The 25074-nt window shown below is 73.9% G+C and carries 20 protein-coding genes and 1 tRNA gene; 14 read left to right on the top strand and 7 right to left on the bottom strand.

Features of this window, described 5'->3' with window-relative positions; genetic code table 11:
- Positions 1-204: 204 nt before the first annotated feature.
- The 6 genes from ACSMTC_RS10455 to ACSMTC_RS10430 all read left to right on the top strand — a co-directional run bounded on the left by ACSMTC_RS10455 (position 205) and on the right by ACSMTC_RS10430 (position 6486).
- The gene (locus ACSMTC_RS10455; protein ID WP_436564643.1) at positions 205-1281 is read left to right on the top strand and encodes a ParA family protein; all 1077 of its coding nucleotides are present in this window, start codon (positions 205-207) and stop codon (positions 1279-1281) included.
- On the top strand, positions 1278-1820 hold the full coding sequence (locus ACSMTC_RS10450; RefSeq protein ID WP_436559380.1) for a hypothetical protein: 543 nt from the start codon (positions 1278-1280) through the stop codon (positions 1818-1820). Before ACSMTC_RS10455 ends, ACSMTC_RS10450 begins: the two co-directional genes overlap by 4 nt.
- Positions 1821-2129: 309 nt before the next feature.
- The gene (locus ACSMTC_RS10445) at positions 2130-2993 is read left to right on the top strand and encodes a segregation and condensation protein A (RefSeq protein ID WP_436559379.1); all 864 of its coding nucleotides are present in this window, start codon (positions 2130-2132) and stop codon (positions 2991-2993) included.
- 173 nt (positions 2994-3166) lie between these two features.
- The gene (gene scpB, locus ACSMTC_RS10440) at positions 3167-3796 is read left to right on the top strand and encodes an SMC-Scp complex subunit ScpB (RefSeq protein ID WP_436564642.1); all 630 of its coding nucleotides are present in this window, start codon (positions 3167-3169) and stop codon (positions 3794-3796) included.
- 75 nt (positions 3797-3871) lie between these two features.
- Complete coding sequence (locus ACSMTC_RS10435; protein ID WP_436559378.1) at positions 3872-5263, top strand: pseudouridine synthase; 1392 nt, start codon at positions 3872-3874, stop codon at positions 5261-5263.
- A gap of 242 nt (positions 5264-5505) precedes the next feature.
- Positions 5506-6486, top strand: coding sequence for a helix-turn-helix domain-containing protein (locus tag ACSMTC_RS10430; RefSeq protein ID WP_436559377.1), 981 nt, complete (start codon positions 5506-5508; stop codon positions 6484-6486).
- A gap of 239 nt (positions 6487-6725) precedes the next feature.
- Here the strand turns inward: ACSMTC_RS10430 and ACSMTC_RS10425 are convergent, their stop codons facing one another.
- The 3 genes from ACSMTC_RS10425 to ACSMTC_RS10415 form a co-directional block, all read right to left on the bottom strand.
- Positions 6726-7088, bottom strand: coding sequence for a DUF952 domain-containing protein (locus ACSMTC_RS10425; protein ID WP_436559376.1), 363 nt, complete (start codon positions 7086-7088; stop codon positions 6726-6728).
- A 62-nt stretch (positions 7089-7150) separates the two neighbouring features.
- Positions 7151-8725, bottom strand: coding sequence for a mucoidy inhibitor MuiA family protein (locus ACSMTC_RS10420; protein ID WP_436559375.1), 1575 nt, complete (start codon positions 8723-8725; stop codon positions 7151-7153).
- A gap of 3 nt (positions 8726-8728) precedes the next feature.
- Complete coding sequence (locus ACSMTC_RS10415; protein ID WP_436559374.1) at positions 8729-10882, bottom strand: DUF4139 domain-containing protein; 2154 nt, start codon at positions 10880-10882, stop codon at positions 8729-8731.
- A 322-nt stretch (positions 10883-11204) separates the two neighbouring features.
- Here ACSMTC_RS10415 and ACSMTC_RS10410 point away from each other — a divergent pair, with 322 nt between their 5' ends.
- The 3 genes from ACSMTC_RS10410 to der all read left to right on the top strand — a co-directional run bounded on the left by ACSMTC_RS10410 (position 11205) and on the right by der (position 14947).
- Complete coding sequence (locus ACSMTC_RS10410; RefSeq protein WP_436559373.1) at positions 11205-12290, top strand: prephenate dehydrogenase; 1086 nt, start codon at positions 11205-11207, stop codon at positions 12288-12290.
- A gap of 285 nt (positions 12291-12575) precedes the next feature.
- Positions 12576-13289, top strand: coding sequence for a (d)CMP kinase (gene cmk, locus ACSMTC_RS10405; RefSeq protein ID WP_436559372.1), 714 nt, complete (start codon positions 12576-12578; stop codon positions 13287-13289).
- A gap of 200 nt (positions 13290-13489) precedes the next feature.
- Positions 13490-14947 carry a ribosome biogenesis GTPase Der gene (gene der, locus ACSMTC_RS10400; RefSeq protein ID WP_436559371.1) on the top strand — a complete coding sequence of 486 codons (1458 nt, stop codon included), beginning with the start codon at positions 13490-13492 and terminating at the stop codon, positions 14945-14947.
- 298 nt (positions 14948-15245) lie between these two features.
- On the opposite strand, the gene ACSMTC_RS10395 is transcribed toward der, so the two are convergent.
- From ACSMTC_RS10395 to ACSMTC_RS10385, 3 genes are all read right to left on the bottom strand, one after another.
- Positions 15246-16058 carry a hypothetical protein gene (locus tag ACSMTC_RS10395; RefSeq protein WP_436559370.1) on the bottom strand — a complete coding sequence of 271 codons (813 nt, stop codon included), beginning with the start codon at positions 16056-16058 and terminating at the stop codon, positions 15246-15248.
- A gap of 471 nt (positions 16059-16529) precedes the next feature.
- Positions 16530-17369 carry a hypothetical protein gene (locus ACSMTC_RS10390; RefSeq protein ID WP_436559369.1) on the bottom strand — a complete coding sequence of 280 codons (840 nt, stop codon included), beginning with the start codon at positions 17367-17369 and terminating at the stop codon, positions 16530-16532.
- Between the two features lie 300 nt (positions 17370-17669).
- A complete protein-coding gene (locus tag ACSMTC_RS10385) occupies positions 17670-18473 on the bottom strand; it encodes an MBL fold metallo-hydrolase (RefSeq protein ID WP_436559368.1) in 804 nt (267 codons plus the stop codon).
- Positions 18474-18729: 256 nt separating this feature from the next.
- Here ACSMTC_RS10385 and ACSMTC_RS10380 point away from each other — a divergent pair, with 256 nt between their 5' ends.
- From ACSMTC_RS10380 to ACSMTC_RS10360, 5 genes are all read left to right on the top strand, one after another.
- Positions 18730-19470: an alpha-ketoglutarate-dependent dioxygenase AlkB family protein gene (locus ACSMTC_RS10380; RefSeq protein WP_436559367.1), complete on the top strand. Its 741-nt coding sequence runs from the start codon at positions 18730-18732 to the stop codon at positions 19468-19470.
- Positions 19471-19667: 197 nt separating this feature from the next.
- Complete coding sequence (locus tag ACSMTC_RS10375; protein ID WP_436559366.1) at positions 19668-20534, top strand: acyl-CoA thioesterase; 867 nt, start codon at positions 19668-19670, stop codon at positions 20532-20534.
- A gap of 116 nt (positions 20535-20650) precedes the next feature.
- Positions 20651-21430 carry a DUF1684 domain-containing protein gene (locus ACSMTC_RS10370; protein WP_436559365.1) on the top strand — a complete coding sequence of 260 codons (780 nt, stop codon included), beginning with the start codon at positions 20651-20653 and terminating at the stop codon, positions 21428-21430.
- A gap of 280 nt (positions 21431-21710) precedes the next feature.
- A complete protein-coding gene (locus ACSMTC_RS10365; RefSeq protein WP_436559364.1) occupies positions 21711-23021 on the top strand; it encodes an MFS transporter in 1311 nt (436 codons plus the stop codon).
- 162 nt (positions 23022-23183) lie between these two features.
- Positions 23184-23257: transfer RNA gene (locus ACSMTC_RS10360), tRNA-Pro, on the top strand.
- Between the two features lie 622 nt (positions 23258-23879).
- Here the strand turns inward: ACSMTC_RS10360 and ACSMTC_RS10355 are convergent.
- Positions 23880-24971, bottom strand: coding sequence for an integrase core domain-containing protein (locus tag ACSMTC_RS10355; protein WP_436559363.1), 1092 nt, complete (start codon positions 24969-24971; stop codon positions 23880-23882).
- Positions 24972-25074: the final 103 nt, after the last annotated feature.

Genomic DNA, 25074 nt, shown 5'->3' with positions numbered 1-25074 from the left:
GTTGCTGCGAACGCCGCGGACGGCCTAGAGTCGCAAACCGTCGGCATGCTGCCACGCTGACGAATCGACATAGAGTCCTGGATGCCCAAGGAGGTAAGACGACTTGTGAATGAGTCGACATTTGCTCCCGGGGGTGGTCAGCCAGGACTGGCGGAGCACACCGCCGGACAGCCGAACGAGGAGCTCACGGCCCGGCAGGCCACCGTGGGTTCGGTAGAGGTCGGCTCGGTCGCGGTCCGCACCTTCGAGGCACGCCAGAGCACCGGCGGCACCACCACCACCGCCACCGTCGCCGACTACGACGCCGACCTGGCCTCGCACGGCCTGGTCTACGGCGACTTCGCCTACGGCTCGTACGACGACCCGGACGCCGAGTACGAACCCGACCCGGAGTACGCCGCCACCCTGGCCCCCGACGCGGCCCGCCAGCGCCGTGAGCGGATCGGCCCCACCGGCCGCCCGCAGCCCTACTTCCCGATCCCCGCGCCGCTGGCCGAGCACGGCCCCGCGCAGATCATCGCGATGTGCAACCAGAAGGGCGGCGTGGGCAAGACCACGTCCACCATCAACCTGGGTGCCGCACTCGCCGAGTACGGGCGCCGGGTGCTGCTGGTCGACTTCGACCCGCAGGGCGCGCTCTCGGTCGGCCTCGGCGTCAACCCGATGGAACTGGACGTCACGGTCTACAACCTGCTCATGGAGCGCGGGCTGACGGCCGATGAGGTGCTGCTGAAGACCGCCGTCCCCGGCATGGACCTGCTGCCCTCCAACATCGACCTGAGCGCCGCCGAGGTGCAGCTGGTCAGCGAGGTCGCCCGCGAGTCCGCGCTGGCCCGCGCGCTGAAGCCGCTGCTGCCCGACTACGACTACGTCATCATCGACTGCCAGCCCTCGCTGGGCCTGCTGACGGTCAATGCCCTGACGGCCGCTCACAGCGTGATCGTCCCGCTGGAGTGCGAGTTCTTCGCGCTGCGCGGTGTCGCGCTGCTCACCGAGACCATCGAGAAGGTCTGCGAGCGGCTCAACCCCGAGCTGCGCCTGGACGGCATCCTCGCCACCATGTACGACTCGCGTACCGTGCACAGCCGTGAGGTGCTGGCCCGGGTCGTCGAGGCGTTCGGCGAGCACGTCTTCCACACCGTGATCGGCCGGACCGTCCGCTTCCCGGAGACCACGGTCGCCGGCGAGCCGATCACCACGTACGCGACCAACTCGGTCGGCGCCGCCGCCTACCGCCAGCTCGCCAGGGAGGTGCTCGACCGGTGCCGCCCCGCCGAGTGAGTCTCCCGGGCGCCGACGAGCTGTTCCGGACCACGGGCGGGATGGCGCTCTCGCCCTCCCTCGCCCGCCCGGCCGAGGCGCCCAGAGCGGAGACCGCCCGCGCGACCGAGGCCGGCGCCGAACCGCCGGACGCCTCCCGGGACGCCGCCGGTGGCCGCACCGAGCAGCCGGCGGCATCCGCCGAGAGAGCCGGCGGGGCCCAGACGACGGGCGGGCGGCAGGCGCAGCCCGGTGCGGGAACGGTCCCGGCCCCGGCGTCGGGTGAGGAGCAGACGGGGGAGGCCGGGAGGCGGGCCCGTCCCAGGGGCCGGGCCGTACGGCGGCCCACCGGGCGCGAGCGGCACGACGAGAAGATCACCGTGTACGTGTCCGCCGAGGAGCTCATGGACCTGGAGCACGCCCGGCTGGTCCTGCGCGGTGAGCACGGGCTGGCGGTGGACCGGGGCCGGGTGGTCCGGGAGGCCATCTCGGTCGTCCTCGCCGACCTGGAGCAGCGCGGTGAGGCCAGCATCCTGGTACGGCGGCTGCGCGGCCGCTAGGGCCGTCCGGCGGATCCTTCCGGGCGCGCGGCCCGGCCGCGGGTGGTTCCGGGCCGCGCGGCTCCGTCCGGTCGGCCGGGTGCGCGACCGGCCCTTCGCGGCGTCTCGGGGCCGTCGCACTCGCGGCTGTGCCGACGGGGCCCGTGGGCCGTGGCAGCCGCCGGTGCGGGTGAGGGCGGGGCAAAACACCACGGCGGTGCACCGCCGGGCTGTCCCGCGCCCCTCCCGCACGCCCGATCGCACGGAGATCCGCGCCCGTGGGCGCCGCCTGGCCGACGGCGGGCGCGGCACGGGTGAAGATGGGGTGTCATGCCGAGTACCGGGGAATCCGTTGGGGCCGTCCGCTCCGCCGAGGAGGCGGGAGCGGCGCGGGCCGGGTTCCTGGTGCGGCTGGACAACTTCGAGGGCCCCTTCGACCTGCTGCTGAGCCTGATCGCCAAGCACCGGATGGACGTCACCGAGGTGGCGCTCTCCAAGGTCACCGATGAGTTCGTCGCCCACATCCGGGCCATGGGCCCCGACTGGGACCTGGACGCGGCCACCGGGTTCCTGGTGGTCGCGGCCACCCTGCTGGACCTCAAGGCGGCCCGGTTGCTGCCCGCGGCCGAGGTCGAGGACGAGGCGGATCTCGCCCTGCTGGAGGCCCGTGACCTGCTGTTCGCCCGGCTGCTCCAGTACCGCGCGTACAAGCAGGTGGCCCAGGTGCTCGGCGACCGCTGGGAGGCCGAGCTGCTCCGCCGGGCCCGCAGCGTGGGCCTGGAGCCCCGGCACGCCGACCTGCTGCCGGAGGTGGTGCTGGGCATCGGCCCCGAGAACTTCGCGCGGCTGGCGGCGAAGGCCATGGCACCCAGACCCGCGCCGGTGGTCTACGTGGACCACATCCACACCCCGCCGGTGAGCGTGCGCGAGCAGGCCGCCAGGGTGGCCGACCGGCTCACCGCGCTCGGTTCGGCGACCTTCGACCAGCTGGTGGCGGACGCCGAGTCCACCCTGGTGGTGGTCGCCCGGTTCCTGGCACTGCTGGAGCTGTACCGGGAGCGGGCACTGGACTTCGAGCAGCCGCAGGCGCTGGGCGAGCTGCTGGTGCGGTGGATCGCCGATCCCGGTCTGCCGGTCGAGGTCACGGACGAGTTCGACCGGCCGCCGGAGCCCGGGGACGAGGAGGCGACGTGACGGAGCAGCCGGAACACGGCACGGGGCCCAAGCCGCACCGGCGGGCCCTGGGGGTGCCGGGCCAGCCGAGGGCGCGGGAGTGGCAGGAGTCCGCCTACGGCCCGCCGCGGCCCGCCCGGGAGCCCGGGGAGTGGCAGGAGCCCGCTGACGGGCCGTCGGCCGGCTCGGACGCGGTGACCGTGGACGGCGTGCCGCTGCGGGCCGCGCTGGAGGCGATCCTGCTGGTGGTGGACGAGCCCGCCACCGAGGCGCACCTGGCCGGGGTACTGGAACGTCCGCGCGCGGAGGTGGCCGCCGCGCTGCGCGCACTGTCCGCCGAGTACACCGCTCAGGGCCGGGGGTTCGACCTGCGGCAGGTGGCCGGGGGCTGGCGGTTCTACACCCGCGCCGAGTGCTCGCCCGCCGTGGACCGCTACGTCCTGGACGGCCGGCAGGCCCGGCTCAGCCAGGCCGCGCTGGAGACCTTGGCGGTGGTCGCGTACCGGCAACCGGTGTCGCGCGGCCGGGTCTCGGCGGTACGCGGTGTGAACTGTGACGGCGTGATGCGTACCCTGGTACAGCGAGGACTGGTGGAAGAGACCGGATCCGAGCCTGAAACAGGTGCGATCCTGTATCGGACGACGAACTACTTCCTGGAACGGATGGGGCTGCGCGGCCTGGACGAGCTGCCGGAGCTGGCACCCTTCCTGCCCGAGGTCGACGACGTGGAAGCGGAGTCCCTCGAAGGCACGATGATCGCGGAGGCGGTCGCCGCCGCGCGTGCGGTGGGCGGCGGAGACGAGACCGGTCGGGCTCGCATCTGATCGGGCAGGGGGCGGTGAGGTCGGCCGAAACGACTTGCACTACTCCCCAGACGGATACGACGTACGGACATTTTGATGCGTAGCAGTGGCAACGGCAGGAACAGCGGCGGCGGCGGCCAGGGCCGTGGTGGACAGGGCGGGGGCCGGGGCGGCTCGTACGGAGGCTCCCGGGGCGGCTCGTCCCACGGCGGCGGGCGGGGCGGCTCCTCGTCCTCGCGCGGCGGCGACTCGTACGGGCGCGACCGCGACTCCTACGGCGGCGGTTCCTCGTCGCGCGGTGGTTCCTACGGCGGCGGTTCCTCGTCGCGCGGTGGTTCCTACGGCGGCGGTTCCTCGTCGCGCGGTGGTTCCTACGGCGGCGGTTCCTCATCGCGCGGTGGTTCCTACGGCGGCGGTTCCTCGTCGCGCGGTGGTTCCTACGGCGGCGGTTCCTCGTCGCGTGACGGCTCCTACGGCCGGGACGACCGGCGGCAGGGCACGGGCCGCAAGGGCGCGCCGCGGCCGGAGGAGCGCCGCTACGACCGGCCCGAGTACGGTGGCGGACCCAACGCGACCCCGGGCCGCAGCGGCTTCGCCGCCCGCAAGCCCGCGCCGGCCCCCCGGCCGCGCCGTGAGGGCCAGGGCGCCCCGGGCGACCCGCGCCGCCAGCCGCAGCGCTCGCGCGAGCTGCAGGCGCGGATCGAGGACGCGGTGCTGGCCCGGCACGACAAGCCGGCCGCCAAGCTGCCCAAGACCTTCGGCGAGCCCGAGGGCGAGCGCCTGCAGAAGGTGCTGGCGCGGGCCGGTGTCGGCAGCCGCCGGGCCTGCGAGGAGCTGATCGAGCAGGGCCGGGTCGAGGTCAACGGCGTGCTGGTGACCGAGCAGGGCAAGCGGGTGGACCCGCAGCACGACGAGATCAAGGTGGACGGCCTGACCATCGCCACCCAGTCCTACCTGTTCTTCGCGCTCAACAAGCCCGCCGGTGTGGTCTCCACCATGGAGGACCCGGACGGCCGCCAGTGCCTGGGCGACTACGTGACCAACCGGGAGACCCGGCTGTTCCACGTCGGCCGGCTGGACACCGAGACCGAGGGCATCATCCTGCTCACCAACCACGGCGAGCTGGCCCACCGCCTCACCCACCCCCGGTACGGCGTCACCAAGACCTACCTGGCGGCCATCCAGGGCCCGATCCCGCGCGACCTGGGCAAGCAGCTGGCGCAGGGCGTCGAGCTGGAGGACGGCTTCGCCCGCGCCGACAGCTTCAAGGTGGTCTCCAACGTCGGCAAGAACTACCTGGTCGAGGTCACCCTGCACGAGGGCCGCAAGCACATCGTCCGCCGGATGCTCGCCGAGGCGGGCTTCCCGGTCGAGAAGCTGGTCCGGACCCACTTCGGTCCGATCGCCCTGGGCGACCAGAAGTCGGGCTGGCTGCGCCGGCTCACCAACCCGGAGGTCGGCCAGCTGATGCGCGAGGTCGGTCTGTAAGGACCCGCGCCACCGGGCTCAGGTTCCGCTGACGCCCGGTCGTAGTACCTGGTGACGAGGGCCTTCCCGCCGAGACCGGCGGGGAGGCCCTCCGCGTTCCGCGAGGTGGTGTGAGTCTGGCCGCACCCGGTTCCCCCACGCTTGTCAGCCCACAGACCGGTGGCGCACGATGGCCAGCAGTCGGCGCTCCGCCGGATGGCGGGACTGCGCCACTCGGGGTGGGCCATGGGGGAAGGAACGTCGTGCTCGACTCATTCGGAGTGCTCGGTCTCGGCCGGCCGGACGGACAGCTGTACGGGGCGCTGGTGGCCACGCCGCAGTCCACCGCAGAAGAGCTCGCCGAGCAGTGCGGTCTGACCGCGCAACAGGTCGGGGAGTCCCTCGACCGGCTGGCCGGACAGGGCATGGTGACCCGCGGCCCGGTCGACCGCGAGCGCTATCTGGCCGTCGCCCCCGACGTCGCCATCGGCACCCTGATCGGCCACCGGGAGGCCCAGCTGCGCGGCGCCCGCGCCGAGATGCACCGGCTGATGGACACCTTCCGGGAGGCCAGCCGGTTCACCGACCCCGCCCACTCGGTCGAGGTGCTGACCGGTGGCGAGGCCATCGCCCAGCGACTGGAGCACCTGGTCGGGACCGCCCAGTACCAGGTGCGGGGCTTCGACTGCCCGCCCTACATCCAGGACCCGGTGGCCAGCCTGTCCCGGCAGCGCCAGCGGCTGCGGGCCGGGCTGAAGTTCCGCGCGATCTACGACAAGGAGGCCGTGGCCTGGCCCGGGCGGCTGGAGAAGGACATCCTGCCCGGGGTCGCGGACGGCGAGGAGTGCAAGGTCCGGCCGGTGCTGCCGATGAAGATGATGATGGCCGACGACCGGATGGCGATCATCCCGATCAGCGTCGGTGACGCGGTGCTGGACGCCGCGTACGTGGTCCATCCGTCGGCGCTGCTCCAGGCGCTGGACGCGCTCTTCGAGGCGGAGTGGGAGCGGGCGGTGCCGCTGCAGGCGGCGATCGGCGGCGGGGACCAGGACTCCGGCCCGGGGGAGGACCACCGCAAACTGCTCGGCCTGCTGGCGGCCGGGCTCACCGACGAGTCGATCGCGCGGTCGCTCGGCTGGAGCGCCCGGACCACTCAGCGGCGGTTGCAGACGCTGATGCGGCAGCTCGGCGCGACCACCAGGTTCCAGGCGGGGATGGCGGCCCGGGAGCGCGGCTGGCTGTGAGGCCCCGCGGACCGGCCGCGCTCTTCGGGGCGGTCGGGCCGGCCCGGGAACGCGGGACGCCGCCCGGTCGACCGGGCGGGTGACCGGCGGGGTGCGCGGGCGCGGGGCCGCTCGCCCTCACGGCCGGTCGGGCAGGGGCCGGCGCCCCCCGGAGAGTGCGGGTCCGGGCCGCCGGAAGGCTCCGCGGGCCGGCCGTGCGCACCCCGGCACCCCTGTCACGGTCGCCCGGGGACACCGCTTCAGCTCCAGGGCTGGAGGGCGGCCCAGCGGCCGTCCGGGCCGCGTTCGACCTTCTCCAGGCCGACCACCGCGGTGCGGTTGAGGCGGCCGTAGATGTGCGGGAACAGGACACCCGGGGTCGCGCCGGGCGGGGGCGCGTGGTGAGGCTGCTCCCACTTCACCATCGGCTCCACCAGGGTCTCCTCGATCAGCAGCGCCATCAGAGGCTCCGGCGCGTCCTGGTAGTAGGCGTTGGCGATGGCCAGGGTGGTCTGCTCGTCGGCCGAGCAGTGGATGAAACCGTCGGTCAGCAGCGAGGTGGTGGCGTACGGCCGCCCGGGGTCGCGGAGCCAGTCGTCCAGGGGTGCGAGATGGTAGATCATGTGTCTGTTCTACCTGATCTGCACCGGAGTTGACGGTTCTGCGCGGTGCCGGTCGGGAGCGGTCAGAGCCCGGCCACCCTGGCTGCCGCCGACACCTCGTACACCAGGGTGACGGTCCGACGGCCGCCTGGCGGCAGCACCACGTCCCAGCGGACGACGCCCTCGGCGTCCGGCCCGTCCGGCGCCGGGGAGCAGGCGTCCCCGCGCAGGCGTACCCCCACCGCCGAGATCTCCGAGACCGGGATCCGCTCCCGCACCGTGACCACCTGCTCGCCCCGCTCCCCGGGGCCGGAGAAACGCGACAGGTGCAGCCGGACGGTGCGGGTCAGCACCGTGCGCCGGTCCAGCCCCGTACTGCCCCTGGTCTCCTCGGTCTCCCGCACCACCCGGTAGTCGTCCGAGCTGCCGAAGGAGAGCTCCGCGGGCGCCCCGGGAGCGGTGAAGCACAGCTGGGCGCGGCCGGTGAAGCCGCCGCCCCTGACCAGGTCCACCGGGCCCGCCAGCAGCGCGTGCCCGGCGCCGTTGCGGAACCCGACCACCCGGCTGACCAGCGGGGAGAGCTCGGGCGCACAGGCGAGCCCGGTACTCGCGGCGGCGGTGAAGACGGTGAGCGGCACCCGGTGCGGACGGCCGTCGCCGGGAACCGAGGCCGGTTCGGGGGCGCGCAGGACACGCACCTCGCCGCCGTCGTCCACCCCGGGCAGCCCGTCCGGCCCGGTGCTTCCGATCTCCTCCTCGCGCAGCTCCACGTCCACCGTGCGGCGCTCCTGCGCGGACCTGTCACGCAGCGTCAGCACGTCCTCGACCAGCCGGGGCGGTTCGCCCGCCAGGGCCGAACGGGCGGTGGAGAGGGTCAACCGGACCCGCGGCCAGTCCTCGCCGGTGCGCTGCCAGACCACCGCCTCGGTCTCCAGCCGCAGACCGTCCCCGTCGAGCGTCGCCCGGTAGGCGGGCCGCCACAGGGCGCACGGCGTGAGGTGGGAGACCGTGAGAGGGTACGGGCCGGCCTCGGCGGCCTCGATCGTCAGCTCCACGTACCCGAGCAGCTCGGCCGGCTCCTCCTCGGCCTCGTCCAGCGCCGACCGGGCCTGCCGCAGTTCCCCCTCAAGGGCCCGCAGCCGGGACCGCACCGCCCGCAGCCGCTCCCCGTACGACTCGCGCTCGGCGTCCACCCGGTCCAACTCGCGTCCCCAGCGGGCCCGTTCGATCTCGCCGTGGCCCGCACCCTCGCCGATCTCGCGCAGCAGGTCGGCCGCCAGATGGGCGAGTAGGGACAGCCGGGCCTCCAGCCGGCGGCGCCGGGCGTCCCCGTCGAGCTGCTCCTGTTCCAGGGCGTGCACCCGGCGGCGCAGCTCGGAGTCGGCCGGGGTGGGCGGAAGCGGGGCGCGCGGCGTCCAGGAGCGGACGATCCGGGCGTCCAGGACCCTGGCCGAACCGGGCCGGCGGTCCGTCACCTCGGCGCGCAGCGAGCGGTCGACGGCCAGAGCGGTGACCGGACCGAGGCGCAGCCGCTGGACCCCCGGGCGCAGGTCGAGGGTGGCGCTCCGTTCGACCAGGGCGCGGTCCTCCAGGCAGGTGACGGCCGTGACCGGGAGCGGGTGGACGGGGACGGCGGACCCGGCGGGCGGGTTGGTCATGAGTCAGTTCCTCCGGTTTCCGCCGAGGATGGCCTTGCCGGCCGGGATTCGGATCTCGTAGCCGCCGTCCAGCTCGGCCGTGCCGCCCGCGGGCAGCTCCACCCGCCGGACCCGGGTGCCCGGCGCGTGGTCCTCCGAGGGTCCGGTGCCGCCCTGCCCGCCCGGGGCCGTCCAGCCGGGACGCTCCTCGATCCGGATGTCGGCGTCGGCGGTGACCGGGACGCGTTCGCGCACCTCCACCGTGACCGGGTGGCCGAGCCGGTTGGCCAGCTCCACACGGACCCGGTGGTCGAGGACGGCGGTGTTGGCCAGCAGGCCCGCCGTGGACTCGTACAGCTCGGTCCGGCGGGCCACCCGGATGCCCTCCGCCGCGCCGAGGCCGACCCGGCGGGTGTCCCCGGGCGCCAGCGTCGGCAGCGCGGCGGTGAGCAGGAACTCGCCGTCCACACCGACCTCGACCGGTCCGGCGAGCAGCGGCTGGGTGCCGGGGTTGGTGATCAGCAGCCCGGCGTAGACGGTCTCCTCGACGGACGGCACGCAGACGTACTCGGTGCGCAGCTCGACGGGGACCTCGGCGATCGTGACGGTGTGCCACCAGCGGCCGGTGGAGGGGATGTCCACGGGCGCGGCGGCGTCGTAGCGGTAGGCGAAGGACCCGGCCGATTGGCGGGGGAGGACGGCGTGCTCGGGCGGTGAGGGTGCGGGCGGTGCGGGTACGGGCTCCGGCCGGGCGGCGGGATGGACCGCCCCGGTCCGGTCGTCGGCGGGGCCGGGGAGCAGACGGCCGCGGGCGGCGGGCGGCGCGTCCGGGCCCCGCAGGGTCAGGGCGGCGTAGTCGAGCCACTCGGGAGCCGGGCGCGGGGGTACGGGTGCCGTCGGCTCGGCTGCCGGGGCTCCGGCTACCGGGGCGGCGGGCGGTGGGGCGGCGGGGAGTGGGGCGGCCATCCGCATGCGCGGGGCCATCGCGGGCGCGGCGGGGCCGGGGACGGGTCCGGGCGGCGGGGGAGGGGGCGTTCCGTAGGCGGCCGGTGCGACGGGTGCGCCGCCTGGCGCTGCCGGTGCGCCGCCGTAGCCGTGCGGGTGGTCGGCGGTGAGTGCCCCTCCCGGTGGGACCGGTATTCCGCCGCCGGCGGGTGCCAGCGGACCGCGGAGCGCGGGGGAGGTACGGGCGGCGCCGAAGACGTGGGCGGGCCGGGCCGAGGGGCGCGGGCCCGCCGCGTCGTACCCCGAGAACAGGTCGGCCAGCCCGGTCGGGGGCTCCCGCCAGCCGGAGGGGGCGGGGGCCGGCTGGCGGCGGCCGATCCGGAGCGAGCGCAGTCGCGGCAGGTCGGTACGGCGGTCGAGGTCGGCGGTGGAGAGCGCCAGCCGTACACCCGTCCAGTCCTCGCCGCTGCGCTGGAGGACGGATGCGCGCAGCACGAGGGACCCGCCGCCGGCCTCGCGCTGACGGTGGTTCAGCCGGTACGACGGGACCCAGGACGCGTCCTGGACGCCGTACTCCAGCTCGATCTCGACGTCCTGTCCGGCCCCGCCGCCGGCCAGGGTGAGCGCGACGACGGCGCTGGTCGCGACCGGGTACGCGGGTTCGGCGGTGGAGGCGTGTCCGAGGGCCTCCAGCGCGAGGGCGAGGGCGTGCTCCGCCAGGCCGACCTCCTCGGCCAGCTCCCGGGCACGGGCGTCCAGGGCGGTGAGCCGCTCGTCGACGAAGTCCGCGAGTTCGAGCCAGGCCTCGACGGGGGTGCGGCGGTGCGGCCGGCCGGGGGTCCGCTCCGGCGGGACGGCGCGCAGGGCGGCGGTCTCCGCGATCCGGTCGAGCAGCCCGGAGTACCGCTCGCGGGCGGCTTCCAGGGCCTCCTCGGCCTGCTCGGCCCGGCGGCGCAGCTCGGGCGGCTCCGCAGGCTCGCGCAGCTCCGCGGCCGTCTCCAGCCGGGCCTCGGTGACCCGCCAGGTGCTCTCGCCGACGACCCGGGCGCGCAGCGAGCCCCCGTCGAGTGACCGGGGCAGTCCCGTCAGCCGCACCCGGCCGTCCGGCGGCACGGTGCCGTGCGCCCGGCGCAGGCAGAGCGCGCCGGAGGCGTGGACCACCACCGATTCGAGTACCGATCCCCAACCCCGCGCCGCGTTCCGCCCGGCGCCCTGGACCGCCTCAGCCGCCACCCCGCCCGCCCTTCGTCCGAGCCGTCACCCGGTCGCCCAGTCTGCCCCGGGGGTACCCGGCTGTCAGCGGATTTCCCCTCCTGCGCGCCGTCCCCGCCGCGCACCGGGCGGCGCGGGGAGTGCCCGATCGGCCGGGTACGGCGCGTGGGCGGAGCCGTCCGACCGGCGCCGTCGTCGTGAACTTCCGTTCCCGGCAGGCGGAATCGCGACGGCCCGGCCTGCCGGAGACGGGTGCGGACCGCCCCCGTGGCCACGTCCGGTCCCCCGGTACGAGAGGATTGGTGACCACCAGGACCGGCACCCTGACAGGAGACCAACCGCCATGCGCACTGCCGCCGTCGTCGGCACCGGACTGATCGGCACCTCCGCCGCCCTCGCGCTCACCGGTCGTGGCTTCACCGTGTATCTGGAGGACGCCGATCCGGACGCCGCCCGTACGGCGGCCTCGCTCGGCGCCGGCACCACCGAGGCGCCCGAGACCCCGGTGGACCTGGCGATCGTCGCGGTGCCGCCCGCCCTGGTGGGCAAGGTGCTCGCGGACTGCCAGCGCCGGGGGCTGGCCCGCTGGTACACCGACGTGGCGAGCGTGAAGTCGGGGCCCCGGGCCGACATCACCGCGCTGGGCTGCGACACCACCCACTACATCGGCGGGCACCCGATGGCCGGACGGGAGGTGTCCGGTCCGCTGGGCGCCCGGGCGGACCTGTTCGAGGGCCGACCGTGGGTGCTCACCCCGACGCCCGAGACCGACACGGACACCCTGAACGCGGCCCTGGAGCTGGTCGCGCTCTGCGGGGCCATGCCGATCGTGATGGACGCCTCCGCGCACGACCGCGCGGTCGCACTGGTCTCCCACGCCCCCCAGCTGCTCTCCTCCCTGGTCGCGGCCCGGCTGGAGCACGCGGACGAGACCGCCATAAGGCTCTCCGGCCAGGGCGTGCGGGACGTGACCCGGATCGCGGCCTCCAGCCCCGCGCTCTGGGTGGACATCCTCTCGGCCAACGCCGGGGTGGTCGCCGACATCCTGGAGGACCTCGCGGCGGACCTCGGCGAGACCGTCACCGCGCTGCGCGCGATGGAGGCCGCCGACGAGACCGAGCGCCAAAGCGGTGCGGCCGGGATCGAGGCCGTGATGCGGCGCGGCAACACCGGCCAGTCCCGGATCCCCGGCAAGCACGGCGCTCCGCCCACCCGGTACGAGACCGTCGCGGTCGTCCTCGGTGACCAGCCCGGCGAGCTCGGCCGGCTGTTCGGCGAGGTCGGCGCGCTCGGGGTCAACATCGAGGACGTGGTCATCGAGCACTCCAGCGGGCAGCAGGTCGGCTTCGTCCAGCTCTCGGTCGCCCCGGAGGCGGTGCGGCGGCTCACCGCCTCGCTGCGCGAACAGGGGTGGAGCGTCCGGGACTGAGCCCTCGGGTCGGGCCTTGGGGGCTGAACCTTCGAGGTCGGGCGTTTCGGGGCTGCTGCGGGGCCGGGCGGGCCGGGGCTTCTGCGGGGCCGGGCGGGGCCCGGGACCGTGCGTCCGGTCCGCGCCGTGCCGTCGGTGGTGTCCGGGCGCGCGCCTTCGGGAGGAGGCGCGTCCGCCCGGCCCCGGCCCCGGCTCCGTGGCCGGCGCGCTGGCCCGGATGGGTGAACCCGGGGATTCGACTACCCTTGTGAAGTCACCCCGAGGCTGTAGAGAGAGGTTCGCCCCGTGGACACTGCCGACCGAGCGTCCGCCCCGGTCGTCGTCGCCATCGACGGACCCTCCGGCTCCGGCAAGTCGACCGTCTCCCGGGCCGTCGCCGCCCGGCTCGGCCTGAGCTTCCTGGACACCGGCGCCATGTACCGCGCGATGACCTGGTGGATGCTGACCAACGACGTCGACGTCGAGGACGCCGAGGCGGTGGCGACCGCCTGCGGCAAGCCGCTGATCGTCTCCGGTACGGACGCCGCGGGCCCGACCATCACGGTCGATGGCCAGGACGTCTCCGGGCCGATCCGCGGCCTGGAGGTCACCTCGAAGGTCAGCGCCGTCGCCGCGGTCCCGCAGGTGCGGGCCCGGCTGGTGGAGCTGCAGCGCGGCTGCGCCGAGGTGGCCGAGCGCGGCATCGTCGCCGAGGGCCGGGACATGGGCAGCGTCGTCTTCCCCGGCGCCACCCTCAAGGTCTTCCTGACCGCCTCGCAGGCCGCCCGCGCCGAGCGCCGCGCCGCCGAGCTGCGGGCGAAGGGCGTGGACGAGGCCACCATCGCCGCGATGGCCGCCGACCTGACCCGCCGGGACGCCGCCGACTCCTCCCGGGAGACGGACCCGCTGGCCCAGGCGCCGGACGCCGTCCTGGTGGACACCAGCGACCTCACCCTGGAGCAGGTGATCGACCGGATCACCGGCCTGGTCCAGGAGCGGTCCGGCTGCCTCGCCGCCTGACGACCCGGACCCGACCGGACGGTCCGGCCGGACATCCGACCGGACATCCGACCGGACCCCAGGGCCCGCCCACGGGCCCGTGACAGACAGATCTGCTGGCCGCCCGCGACGAGGGCGTCACGCACCGCGCTGCCCCAGCGGGGCAGGTACGCACGGCACGTCCCTGGGAAGGGCCGGTGCCGGGAAACGGAAACACGAAGATGAGCAACGAGACCGCGCACGGCCCGCACGGCGAGCTCGACGCGTCCGAGTACGCGGAGTTCATGGCGCTGGCCGCGGAGGAGGGCTTCGACACCGACGAGATCGATGCCGAGCTCGACGCCGCCGGACACGGCCCGCTGCCGGTGCTGGCCGTGGTCGGCCGGCCCAACGTCGGCAAGTCGACCCTGGTGAACCGCATCATCGGCCGTCGCGAGGCCGTGGTCGAGGACCGCCCCGGCGTCACCCGCGACCGGGTCACCTACGAGGCCGCCTGGAACGGCCGCCGGTTCAAGCTGGTCGACACCGGCGGCTGGGAGGTCGACGTCCTCGGCATCGACGCGGCCGTCGCCGCCCAGGCCGAGTACGGCATCGAGACCGCCGACGCGGTGCTCTTCGTGGTGGACGCCACTGTCGGGGCCACCGACACCGACGAGGCCCTGGTCAAGATCATCCGCAGGGCGGGCAAGCCCGTCGTGCTCTGCGCCAACAAGGTCGACGGTCCGTCCACCGAGGCCGAGGCCGCCTACCTCTGGTCGCTCGGCCTCGGCGAGCCGTACCCGGTCTCCGCGCTGCACGGCCGCGGCTCCGGTGACCTGCTCGACGCCGTGCTGGCCGCGCTGCCCGAGGCCCCGCCGCAGACCTTCGGCTCGGGCCCCGTCGGCGGCCCGCGCCGGGTGGCCCTGATCGGCCGTCCCAACGTCGGCAAGTCCAGCCTGCTCAACAAGGTCGCGGGCGAGGAGCGGGTGGTCGTCAACGAGCTGGCCGGAACCACCCGCGACCCGGTCGACGAGATGATCGAGCTCGGCGGCAAGACCTGGAAGTTCGTGGACACCGCCGGTATCCGCCGCCGGGTCCACCTGACCGCCGGCGCCGACTTCTACGCCTCGCTGCGCACCTCCTCCGCGCTGGAGAAGGCCGAGGTCGCGGTGGTCCTGATCGACGCCAGCGAGACGCTGGCCGAGCAGGACACCCGGATCATCTCGATGGCCGTCGAGGCCGGGCGCGCGGTCGTCATCGCCTACAACAAGTGGGACCAGATCGACGAAGAGCGCCGCTACTACCTGGAGCGCGAGATCGAGCGCGATCTCGTCCAGGTCCGCTGGGCGCCCCGGGTCAACGTCTCGGCGAGGACCGGCCGCCACATGGAGAAGCTGGTCCCGGCGATCGAGACCGCGCTGGACGGCTGGGAGACCCGTATCCCGACCGCCAAGCTGAACGCCTTCCTCGGCGAGCTGGTGGCCGCCCACCCGCATCCGATCCGGGGCGGCAAGCAGCCGCGCATCCTGTTCGGCACCCAGGCCGGTACCCGGCCGCCGCGCTTCGTCCTCTTCGCCTCCGGCTTCCTGGAGGCGGGTTACCGCCGCTTCGTCGAGCGCCGGCTGCGCGAGGAGTTCGGCTTCGCCGGTACGCCGATCTCGATCTCGGTGCGGGTGCGGGAGAAGCGCCGCAAGAAGTAGGCGGCAGGGCCGGGCGGCCACTCCGGCGGCCTAGCGTGCCGGCCGGGTCGCCCCGGCATGCCGACCGAGCAGTGACCGAAGGCCGGGTACCCGTCGTGGGCCCGGCCTTCGGCGTTTCCCTGCGGTTCACGGCAGTCAACGACACCGCTTGGCACGGCATTTCGCGGCACAGCACGGCACTTCGCGGCACTGGATGGCGCGCCCTGGCGTTTCACGGCATTTCAGGACGGCAGTTCCGGGGGGGCAGTTCCGGGCGGAGCCGTGGACGCGGTGGGCCGGGCCGGTCGGCTCGGGCCGGTCAGCCCTGGCCGGGGATACGGCCCGGAGGCAGTGACAGCATGCCGCGGTGGCGTCCGCTGAACCCGTTCACCTCGCCGATCCCGCTGGCGACCGGCTGGGCGGGGGCGAGGTATCCCGAAGCGACCCAGCCCTGACCACCGGACGCCGGGGCGGGCGCCGGGTACTGGCCGCTGCCGGCGGACTGGGCGGCGGACTGGGCGGCGGACTGGCCGGCGGACTGGCCGGTGGCGGGCCGACCGGTACCGGCTGGCCCGGCGGTGTGCTGCCCTGGCCCGAACTCGCCAGTCGCGGCGACGAACTGACCCGCGCTGAACTGTCCCGACGTCACCTGTCCCGGCATGAACGCCCCGGTCGGCTGCTGCCCGGCTCCGTACTGCCCGGCCGCGTACTGCCCGCCGCCGCTGCCCTGCTGGTTCGGCATGAACTGGGGCGTGCCCTGCGCGTGCCCCGGATAGGTGTCGAACGCCTGGTGCTGCGGCGGGTACGCGGCCAGCTCGGCGCGGGCGCCGTACGACTCGCCACGGGCGGCGTACGAGTCCCCGGGCGGGAGCGCCTCGCGGACGGGGTGGGAGTCCCTGCCGAAGTAGCCGTCCCGGGCCGTGTCCCGCACCGCGAAGCCGGTGAAGCGCAGGTCCTCCTCGCCGGTCCGGTCACCGGGGAGGGCCCTGAACAGCCGTCGGTACTCCGAGTACAGCGCGTCGTAGATGGGGGTCGGCGAGGATGGGTGCTCCGCGTCGTACGACGGGCGCATGCCCGGGATGGAGCGGGCGGCGGCGGACGGACGGTGGGGGGCGACGTCGTAGCTGTACACGTAGGGGCCAACGATTGAGGAGGCCGGTGGATGCGGGGCCGGGACGGTGCGGCTTGCGCCACTTCGGGCGTTCCACCGGCGGTGCGCCGGCGCCCCCGTCGCCTCGCCTGCGCGCCTCTCCTCGGCCCGCCGACCGTTTCGCCCGCCGGAGCCCGGCCAGCCCGTCCGGCGGCCTTTCCTCAGACCTGCCCGGAGGCCCTGCCCGGAGGCCCGTCCGCTCGGGTCGGTCCACCGGCCCGTCCGCCGCTCCGCCCGCCCGGGTTCCGGGCTCGCCGCAGGGCCGCGGCACACCGTGGGGCCGCGGCGCACCGTGGGGCGGCAGTCGCGCCTGCCGTCGGCGGCGACCGGCCCAGGCGGACGTTCCGGCCCCTCGGCGGGGTGCCGGAGGGCCGGAACGGAGGGAGGGGGCAGGGGAGTTCGGCATGGCCGGCGGTTGGACGCGGGGCCGGCGTGGGTGCGCTGGAGGGCCGGTCAGGTCCCGGCCAGCGGCAGGATCGCGCCGACCAGCAGTCCCTTGGCGGCGGCGCGGTCGAGCGCCTGACGCAGCAGGTCCTCACGGGGCTGACGGCCGACGGTGCCGGCCGGGACCGCGTACATCGTCACCGTGGCCTGCTTGTTGGCGGCCTGCCGCCAGGAGTCGGTGACCTGGAGCGGCTGGTGCGCCTGCCACCAGGCGGAGCTCCCGCCGGTCGCCGAGGGCTGCAGGATCGCGTGCAGCTGGCCCATCGCCATCAGCACCGACCAGCCGGGCAGCGGCGAATCGGGGGCCCGGTCGACGGCCGTGACCTGCTGGAAGCGGTGGTCGGTGAGCAACGAGAGGAACTCGTCCTCCCCGGAGGTGTTGCCGGGGCGGCCGACCGGCCCGGTCGGTTCGACCACCAGTGCGGCGTGCGCGATGTCCCCGCACATCACCAGGCCGCAGGTGATCCCGAGCACGGCGGGCTGCCCGGCGGCCGGCGGAGTGGGCCGTTCGACCTCGGGCACGGCCTCCGCGGCGAATCCGTCGACGACCGCGCTCCCGTGAGCGCCGCCCTGCGCCTGGCTGATGCTCTGTACGGCGCCGCGCAGCTGCTCCTCGGAGACCGGTACGACCTGTGAGGGAACGCAGCGGGCGTGGGCGAAGGCGAGCACCGCGGTCTCGTCGCCGACGAACAGCACGGTGCTGGTGGCCTCCTGGGAGGAGTCGCCGGGGGTGCGGCACGAAGTGCAGTCGTAGGTGTCGGGTGCGTGCGCACCGGCGAGCAGGCGGTCTGCCTCGTCGTCGCCGATCTCGGCTCGGACCTCGTCACTGACAGCGAGCATGCGCGGCAAGAGGGACTCCTCGGTTCGTCAGGTCATGGCAGCCGGGCGCGCCCGACCGCCTTTACCAACGGGCCGTTGTGCCAGGGGTCACGGGTGAACGCACCCACGACGGGAATTGCCGCTAATCCGACTGCGGGGTGTGAATACCTGGTCGTAGTATGTCGGCGCCGTGCCCGAGCCCACCGGGCTCAGGCGTGCTCGGCGAGGGGCTCGACGGGACGGGCGACTCGGGTGCCCGGCGAGAGCCGGGGCCCGGTCCACCGGCCGCTCCCGCCGGGCGGGTTGGGCCAGCGGCATCCACAACTTCCCTCAGCCCAGGCTCAGTTCACCCATGGCCACCTTGGTGCCGAGTTCCACGGCGAGCTTCAACCCGGCCTGCGGGTAGTGCCGTTCCAGCGCTTCCTGCGCCGCCGCGGCGTTCTCGGCCTGGCCGATCGCGGTCTCGAAGGCCCGCAGGTACTCCCTGGTGTACCGGATCGCCGACACGTCTGCGGGTGAGCCGGCCTTGCGGTGCCCGGCCGCGACGAAGGACGGGTTCAGTGCCTCCATACCGTCCAACAGGTCGATCCAGGCGCCGCGTTGGGTCTGCGCCGGGGTGTCGGCGGTCCAGACGTGCAGCCCCTGGAACAGCAGTACGCCGCCGAGGACGGCCCGCTGCCGGTGCTCCCACAGGTAGTGCCGGTCCGGAAGGTGGAAGTCCGCGCCGCGCAGTTCCAGCCGGTGGCCCTCGAACTCGACGGCGTCGCCGGGCAGCGGCTCCGGCAGGACCAGCCGCGTCGGCAGTTCGGGACCGAGCCGCGCCCAGGCCTCCAGGGCGGCCTGGTGGGTCTCCTTGATGTGCGCCACGATCGCCGGGGCGGCGAGGAACCCGGCCTCGGGGAAGGCGTCCTGGACCACCTCGGCGCCGAAGTAGCAGTCCGGGTCGCCATGGCTGACGAAGACCGTGGTCAGCCGCTTGCCGCAGGCCCTGACCTCCTCCACCAGCCGGCGGCCGTCGGAGCGTGTGAGGCCCGCGTCCACCAGGAGCGCCTCGTGCGGCCCGGTGACCAGTACGGCGGTCTTGCCGAGGGAGGACTCGGGAAAATCGATGATCTTGAAATCCAGGGTCTTCATACTGGCTCCTCGGCACCGGCTCCCCGGCACTGGCTCCTCGGCCGGTCTCCCGAGCCGTGTTCCTCGGCCTGCGTACTCCCAGCTCAGCCCTGGACCCGTCGCACTGCACCCGCAACCGGTCAGGCGTGCGCCGAACGGCTGACACCGTCGGGTGACCGTCGGGAACGCTGGGAGACCGCCGGGGACCCTCGGGCGGGCCGCGCGGTGGGCGCGCTGGGGTGCTGTGAGGGCGAGGCGGGGCTGCGAGGATGGGTGTATGGACGGCGAAACCTCCCCCCGCCACTCCGTGGAGCCGCTGTTTCCCGTGGAGCCGCTGTCCCCCGCGGAGTCGCTGTTCCCGCCGGACCCGCGCGAGCGCTTCGAACCGGCGCCGGGCGCCGTCCACCTGCCCGACTGGCTCTCCCCGGCCGAGCAGCGCCGATTGGTCCACGCGTGCCGCGCCTGGGCCCGCCCGCCGGCCGGGATGCGAACCGTCCGGATGCCCCGCGGCGGCGTCATGTCGGTGCGGATGCTCAGCCTCGGCTGGCACTGGTACCCGTACGGCTACGCCCGCACCGTGGTGGACGGCGACGGCGCACCGGTCAAGCCCTTCCCGCCCGAGCTGGGCGCGCTGGCGGCCCGCGCCCTGGCCGACGCGTACGGCCCGCGGCTGCCCGAGATCGCCGGGGCGGCCGGCTACCGCCCCGACATCGGAGTGGTGAACCACTACCCGCACGGCGCGAAGATGGGCCTGCACCGCGACCGCGAGGAACGGATCGACGCCCCGGTGGTCTCCCTCTCACTCGGCGACAGCTGCGTCTTCCGCCTCGGCAACACCGAGACCCGCACCCGCCCCTGGACCGATCTGGAACTGCGCAGCGGGGACCTGCTGGTCTTCGGCGGCCCCGCCAGGTTCGCCTACCACGGAGTGCTGCGGACCCTCCCGGGGACCGCGGACCCGGCGCTCGGGTTGGTCGGGCGGCTGAACATCACCATCCGGCAGTCGGGCCTGGCGTGAACCGGGCCGCAGGGGGAGCAGGCCGGACGGGGAGCGGGCCCGGCGTGAACCGGGCCGACCGGACGGGAGAGCGGGCCGGTGCCGCAAGCGCACCCCGGGCGACGGGAATTCCGGGGGGCCGAGCAGACTTCTCGGTAGACGAAGGCGGCCTCGGGTGAGCTGTGCCCAGCGGGTCCGCCGAGAGAGGAAGTGTGACCATGGAGACCCCCGTCGACCAGCTTGTCGACCTGCTCGACCTGGAACAGATCGAGCTCAACATATTCCGTGGCCGGAGCCCCGAGGAGGCGCTGCAGCGCACCTTCGGCGGCCAGGTCGCGGGGCAGGCGCTGGTCGCCGCGGGGCGCACGGTGGACGGAGGTCGCCCGGTGCACTCACTGCACGCCTACTTCCTGAGACCCGGCGTTCCCGGCGTACCGATCGTCTACCAGGTCGACCGGATCAGGGACGGCCGCTCCTTCACCACCCGACGGGTCCTGGGCATCCAGCAGGGCCGCAGTATCTTCGCTCTCACCGCGGACTTCCACCAGCCCGAGCAGGGCGGCATCGAGCACCAGGCCGTGATGCCCGACGTGGCGGCCCCCGAGGGCCTGCCCAGCGCCCTGGAGGAGGTCGGCGCCAAGCTCGGCGAACTGCCGCCCTTCATCAGCAGCCGCCAGCCCTTCGACATCCGCTACGTGGACCGCCTGCGCTGGAGCAAGGACGAGCTGACCGACGTCGAACCGCGCAGCGGCGTCTGGCTGCGCACCCACGGCGCCCTCCCGGACGACCCGCTGATCCACGTCTGCGCTCTCACCTACGCCAGCGACATGACCCTGCTGGACGCCGTCCGAGCCCCCGTCGAGCCCCTCTGGGGCGAACGGAACTTCGACATGGCCTCGCTGGACCACGCGATGTGGTTCCACCGCCCGTTCCGCGCCGACGACTGGCTGCTGTACCAGCAGGAGTCGCCGATCGCCCACGGCGGCCGCGGCCTGGCACGCGGTCAGATCTACGACCGGACGGGGCGGCTGGTCGTCTCCGTCATGCAGGAGGGGCTGTTTCGACCCTTCGCGGGCCGCGGCTGACCAGGCCCGCACCGCCCGGGCCGGCGCGCGTCTGAACGTCCGGCCCACCGACAACGCAGGACCGCCTGAACCCCTCCGAACCAACCCCCGTATCGAGCTACCCGGGAGGGCGCACCGTGACCGCCACCGAGGAATGGAAGCAATGGACCGAGGCGCGTACCGCCTCGGTGAGCGCACCGCATGGCCAGCTGGCCCTCACCGGCACCCACTGGCTGGACTCCGAACCCACCGGGATCCCCGGCCTGCCCGGCCTCTGGTGGGCCTCCGAGGGCCTGGTACGGGTGCGCGCCGAGGCCGGTGACGGCATCCGGGTCAAGGGCGCGGAGACGGCGGTGGACGGCGAGGCCGCGCTGCGTCCCGACACCATGCCCGGGGCCGACCTGGCCGAGCTGGGGGAGCGGCTGCTCGTCCCGATCGAGCGCGAGGGCGAGCTGGCCCTCAGGGTCTTCGATCCGGACGCGGCCCGGCGTGCCGCGTTCGCCGGGATCACCGTCTACCCCTACGCCCCGGAGTGGGCCGTCCAGGCCGTCTTCACCCCGTTCGAGGCCGACTCGTCGGTCACCGTACCCAACGCCGACGGGCGGGAGCGCCCGCTGGCGGTCACCGGGCAGATCGCCTTCGCCCTGGCCGGCGAGCCGCACACGCTCACCGTCAGCCGTGCGGGCAGGCAGCTGAGCGGTGTGATCAGCGATACCACCAGCGGCAGCGAGACCTACCGCTTCCGTTTCATCACCCTGCCCGAACCCGACGCGGACGGGCACACCGTGCTCGACCTCAACCGCGCCTACCTGCCGCCGTGCGCCTTCTCCGACCACTTCATCTGCCCGTTCCCGCCGCCGGGCAACCGGCTGACGATCGCGGTCGAGGCCGGGGAGAAGCAGGTCCTGAGCCGGTAGCCGCCGGTGTGACGGGGCGGTGTGACGGGGCGGTGTGACGAGGGCAGTGGCGGTGAGGCCGGGGCGTGGCCGACCATAAGTCTCCGTGCCGACTAATCCGCCCCCGTCCCAGTCCGTTTCACCGTCCTCATCGTCCTCACAGCCACCGCCCCAGCCCCCGTCCATCTCCTCCGCCTCCACGTCCGACCGCTCGGAGCCCTCGGACGACTCACCGCCGCCACCCACCGGGGCGCCGTCACCTGCCGCCTCCGGGCCGTCCGTCCCCGTGCCGTCCGTCCCCGTGCCGTCCGTTCCTGTGCCGTCCGCCCGGGAGGACGGGCCGGCAGCCGATCGGTCCGGTGGACGGCTGCGGCGGCTGACCAGGGGAGCGTTCGCCGACCTCACCCCGCTGCGGGAGATACCGGACTACCGACGGGTGTGGTTCGGCCAGTCCGTCTCCTCGATCGGGCAGCAGATGACCGCGGTGGCGGTCTCCGTGCAGGTCTACCAGCTGACCGGCTCCACCTTCGCGACCGGCCTGGTCGGACTCTTCTCCCTGGTGCCGCTGGTCACCTTCGGCCTCTACGGCGGCGCGATCGCGGACACCGTGGACCGGCGACTGCTCGGACTGGCCGGTTCGAGCGGGCTCGCCCTGGTCTCGGCGGCGCTGGCGGCGCAGGCGGTGCTCGGGGCCCATAGCGTCGCGGTGCTGTACGCGGCGGTGGCCGTGCAGGCCAGCTGCTTCGCGCTCAGCTCACCGGCCCGCTCGTCGATGATCCCCCGTCTGGTGCCGAGCCATCAGCTGCCCGCGGCCAACGCCCTCAACACCATCGGCATGAACCTCGGCTCGACCGTAGGGCCGATGCTCGGCGGCGTGCTGATCGGTGCGTTCGGCGCCCAGGCCGCCTACCTGGTGGACACCTTCGCCTTCGGCGCCACGCTGTACGCGATGTGGCGGCTGCCCTCGATGCGTCCCGGCAGGGACGGCGAGCGCAGGCGGCGCGCCTCGGTACTGGACGGCCTGCGCTTCCTCCGCGAGCAGCCCAACCTGCGCACCAGCTTCCTCGCCGACCTCGCCGCCATGATCTTCGGCCTCCCGCGCTCCCTGTTCCCCGCCATCGCGGTCGGCTTCTACGGCGGCGGCGCCGGCACCGTCGGCCTGCTGGTGGCGGCGCCCGCCGTGGGGGCCCTGCTCGGGGCCGCCTTCTCCGGCTGGGTCGGCCGGGTCCGGCGGCACGGCGCCGCCATCCTGGCCGCCGTCGCCGCCTGGGGGCTGTCCATCGCCGCCTTCGGCCTGGTCCGCAACCTCTGGCTGGGCCTGGCCCTGCTCGCGGCAGCCGGCTGCGCCGACACCATCGGCATGATCTTCCGCAACACGATGATGCAGGTCGCCGCCCCCGACGAGATGCGCGGCCGCCTCCAGGGCATCTTCATCGTGGTGGTCGCCGGCGGCCCACGCCTCGGCGACTTCGAGTCCGGCGCCGTCGCCACGCTCACCTCCCCGGCCGTCTCCGTGCTCACCGGCGGCCTCGCCTGCCTCGCCGCCGTCCTCCTCCTCGCCGCCCGCCGCCCCGCCTTCCTCCGCTACGACGCCCACCACCCGACACCCTGACCTGCACCACCCCACCGACCCCCAGCACGCCAGTAGCGACACCTGGCAGCGAGCACCCCTCGTTGTGCTGTATTGTTTTCCACGTCGCCGGGACACCGGGGACAAGGTCAAGAAGCCGAAGACCGGAAGCCGCAAGGCAACCGATCTGAAGCATCAGGACCACGGGACGTGGCGCAGCTTGGTAGCGCACTTGACTGGGGGTCAAGGGGTCGCAGGTTCAAATCCTGTCGTCCCGACTTCGGACTGATGTCCAAAGTCGCAGATCAGAGGCCGTATCCGTTTTGACGGATGCGGCCTTCTGTCGTTCTCGGGGGCGGGTTCTGGGAGCGTGGGGCTGGGAGCGTTGGGAGTAAATGGGAGCAGCGTGCTCCCAGAGCGCTCCCAGAGGTCAACGTGGCGCCGATGTTCGTCACCCGATCCGGTCGAGTTCGCGAAGAACTTTCCGCGGAGGGCGGGGCGCGGGGCGTCTTTTGGGGGCGCGTGAGCTGCTTTGCGCAACCGATGGTGAGCCGCTGACCTGCTGCTCCCAGAGTTTTTGGCTGGGAGCAGCGTTACCTTTCAATGGTTTTGGGCCCTTGGGGCTGGGAGTGCCCTTGTCCGGGGGCTGTTTGGCGAGTGGTCAAGGGCGGGCTCCCCGTTTCGGCGCTCTGGGTGGCCGTCCGGCGCGGTTCAGCGTGTCGCCGGTGACGGGCTGGGAGCGGCCGTACGTCCGGCTGCGGCGCCGGAGGGCGCAGGGCGCAGGGGCGGGTCTTGAGGGCGCTATTCGAAGAGCGAGTCCTGGATGGCGGCCGGAGCGTTGTCGCCGTTGTGTGGGAGGTCCTGCTGCCATTGTGGGTGCCGATTAATCGTCCGCCCAGCTCAGGCTGCATGTTGATACTCGTGGAGGGTGCCGCCGAGTCGGTCTCGTCGGTGGATCTCCAGGTGTCTGATCTGTCCCGCTTCGGTGATGGGTTCGGGTAGTGGGCGGAGCGGGGCGGCTTGGCCCAGGGCCCGGTGCGGTCGGTGCCCGTTGTAGAAGGACTCGAACTCGCGCAGGGTGTGGAGCAGGTGGCGCTGATCCCAGATGAGGGTGCGGTCCAGCAGTTCGCGCCGGCAGGTCTGTATCCAGCGCTCCATGATGGAGTTCATGCGCGGCATCCGGACACCGCTCTTGACGATTTCCAGCCCGGCATCGGCCAGCACCGCGTCGAAGGCTGCCGTGAACTTCGAGTCCCGGTCACGGATCAGGAACCTCGCCCTGCTGCCCGCATCCTCGAGGTCCATGACGAGGTTGCGCCCGAGCTGCACCACCCAGTCTGCGGTGGGGTACGCGGTGGCGCCGAGGATGCGCACGCGCCGGGTGGCGTGCTCGATGGCCGCGAAGACGTACAGGCGCGACCCGGTCAGGGTGCGGGTCTCGAAGAGATCGCATGCGAGCAGCGCGTGGGCCTGGCTGCGCAGGAAGTCGGCCCAGGTCGTGCTGTCGCGTTCCGGGGCGGGTGGGATGCCGTGCTCACGGAGGATCTCCCAGACGGTGGAGGCGGCGACCTTGATGCCCAGTGCCGCGAGTTCGCCGTGGATCCTGCGGTATCCCCAGGAGCTGTTTTCGCGGGCCAGGCGCAGGACCAGGGTGCGGATCGAGCGGACGGTGGGTGGGCGTCCGCGGCGTCTTGGCGTGCAGGTCGCGGCATGGCGTCGCTTGAGCAGGTCGCGGTGCCAGCGCAGGATCGTGTCGGGGCGTACCAGCAGCAGGAGTCGGCGCAGCTTGTCCGTCGGAAGGTGGTGGAGCAGTCCGGCGAGCACCGCGCGGTCGGTGTCGGTGAACGCGGGCTTGCCGACCTGGCGTTGCAGGACCAGCAGTTGGTGCCGCAGCGCCAGGATTTCGATGTCTTTGTCCCGGTCGCTCATCGGCAGCAGGCGTAGGAGCGTGAAGGTGTTGGTCACGGCGAGGTAGGCCAGGCGCAGCAGCACGGCAGATCATGTTGCCGCCTGTCTGTCATCCTCGTGAAGAGCGCAGGTGCGGCCGCGTGACCGTAGATGGCCCGTGACCGATGATCAAGCGCACGACCTGGAC

Source organism: Kitasatospora sp. HPM-01-4 (assembly GCF_051374625.1).
Taxonomy (GTDB): Bacteria; Actinomycetota; Actinomycetes; order Streptomycetales; family Streptomycetaceae; genus Kitasatospora.
Note: the sequence above shows the minus strand (reverse complement) of the source record. Positions and strands in the feature narration are given on the sequence as shown.

Coding starts and splice junctions, on each gene's coding strand:
- ACSMTC_RS10410 (WP_436559373.1), top strand. CDS start 11,205: ATGCGCACTGCCGCCGTCGTCGGCACCGGACTGATCGGCACCTCCGCC.
- ACSMTC_RS10375 (WP_436559366.1), top strand. CDS start 19,668: ATGGAGACCCCCGTCGACCAGCTTGTCGACCTGCTCGACCTGGAACAG.
- ACSMTC_RS10380 (WP_436559367.1), top strand. CDS start 18,730: ATGGACGGCGAAACCTCCCCCCGCCACTCCGTGGAGCCGCTGTTTCCC.
- ACSMTC_RS10435 (WP_436559378.1), top strand. CDS start 3,872: ATGCGTAGCAGTGGCAACGGCAGGAACAGCGGCGGCGGCGGCCAGGGC.
- ACSMTC_RS10420 (WP_436559375.1), bottom strand. CDS start 8,725: ATGACCAACCCGCCCGCCGGGTCCGCCGTCCCCGTCCACCCGCTCCCG.
- ACSMTC_RS10445 (WP_436559379.1), top strand. CDS start 2,130: ATGCCGAGTACCGGGGAATCCGTTGGGGCCGTCCGCTCCGCCGAGGAG.
- ACSMTC_RS10385 (WP_436559368.1), bottom strand. CDS start 18,473: ATGAAGACCCTGGATTTCAAGATCATCGATTTTCCCGAGTCCTCCCTC.
- der (WP_436559371.1), top strand. CDS start 13,490: ATGAGCAACGAGACCGCGCACGGCCCGCACGGCGAGCTCGACGCGTCC.
- ACSMTC_RS10425 (WP_436559376.1), bottom strand. CDS start 7,088: ATGATCTACCATCTCGCACCCCTGGACGACTGGCTCCGCGACCCCGGG.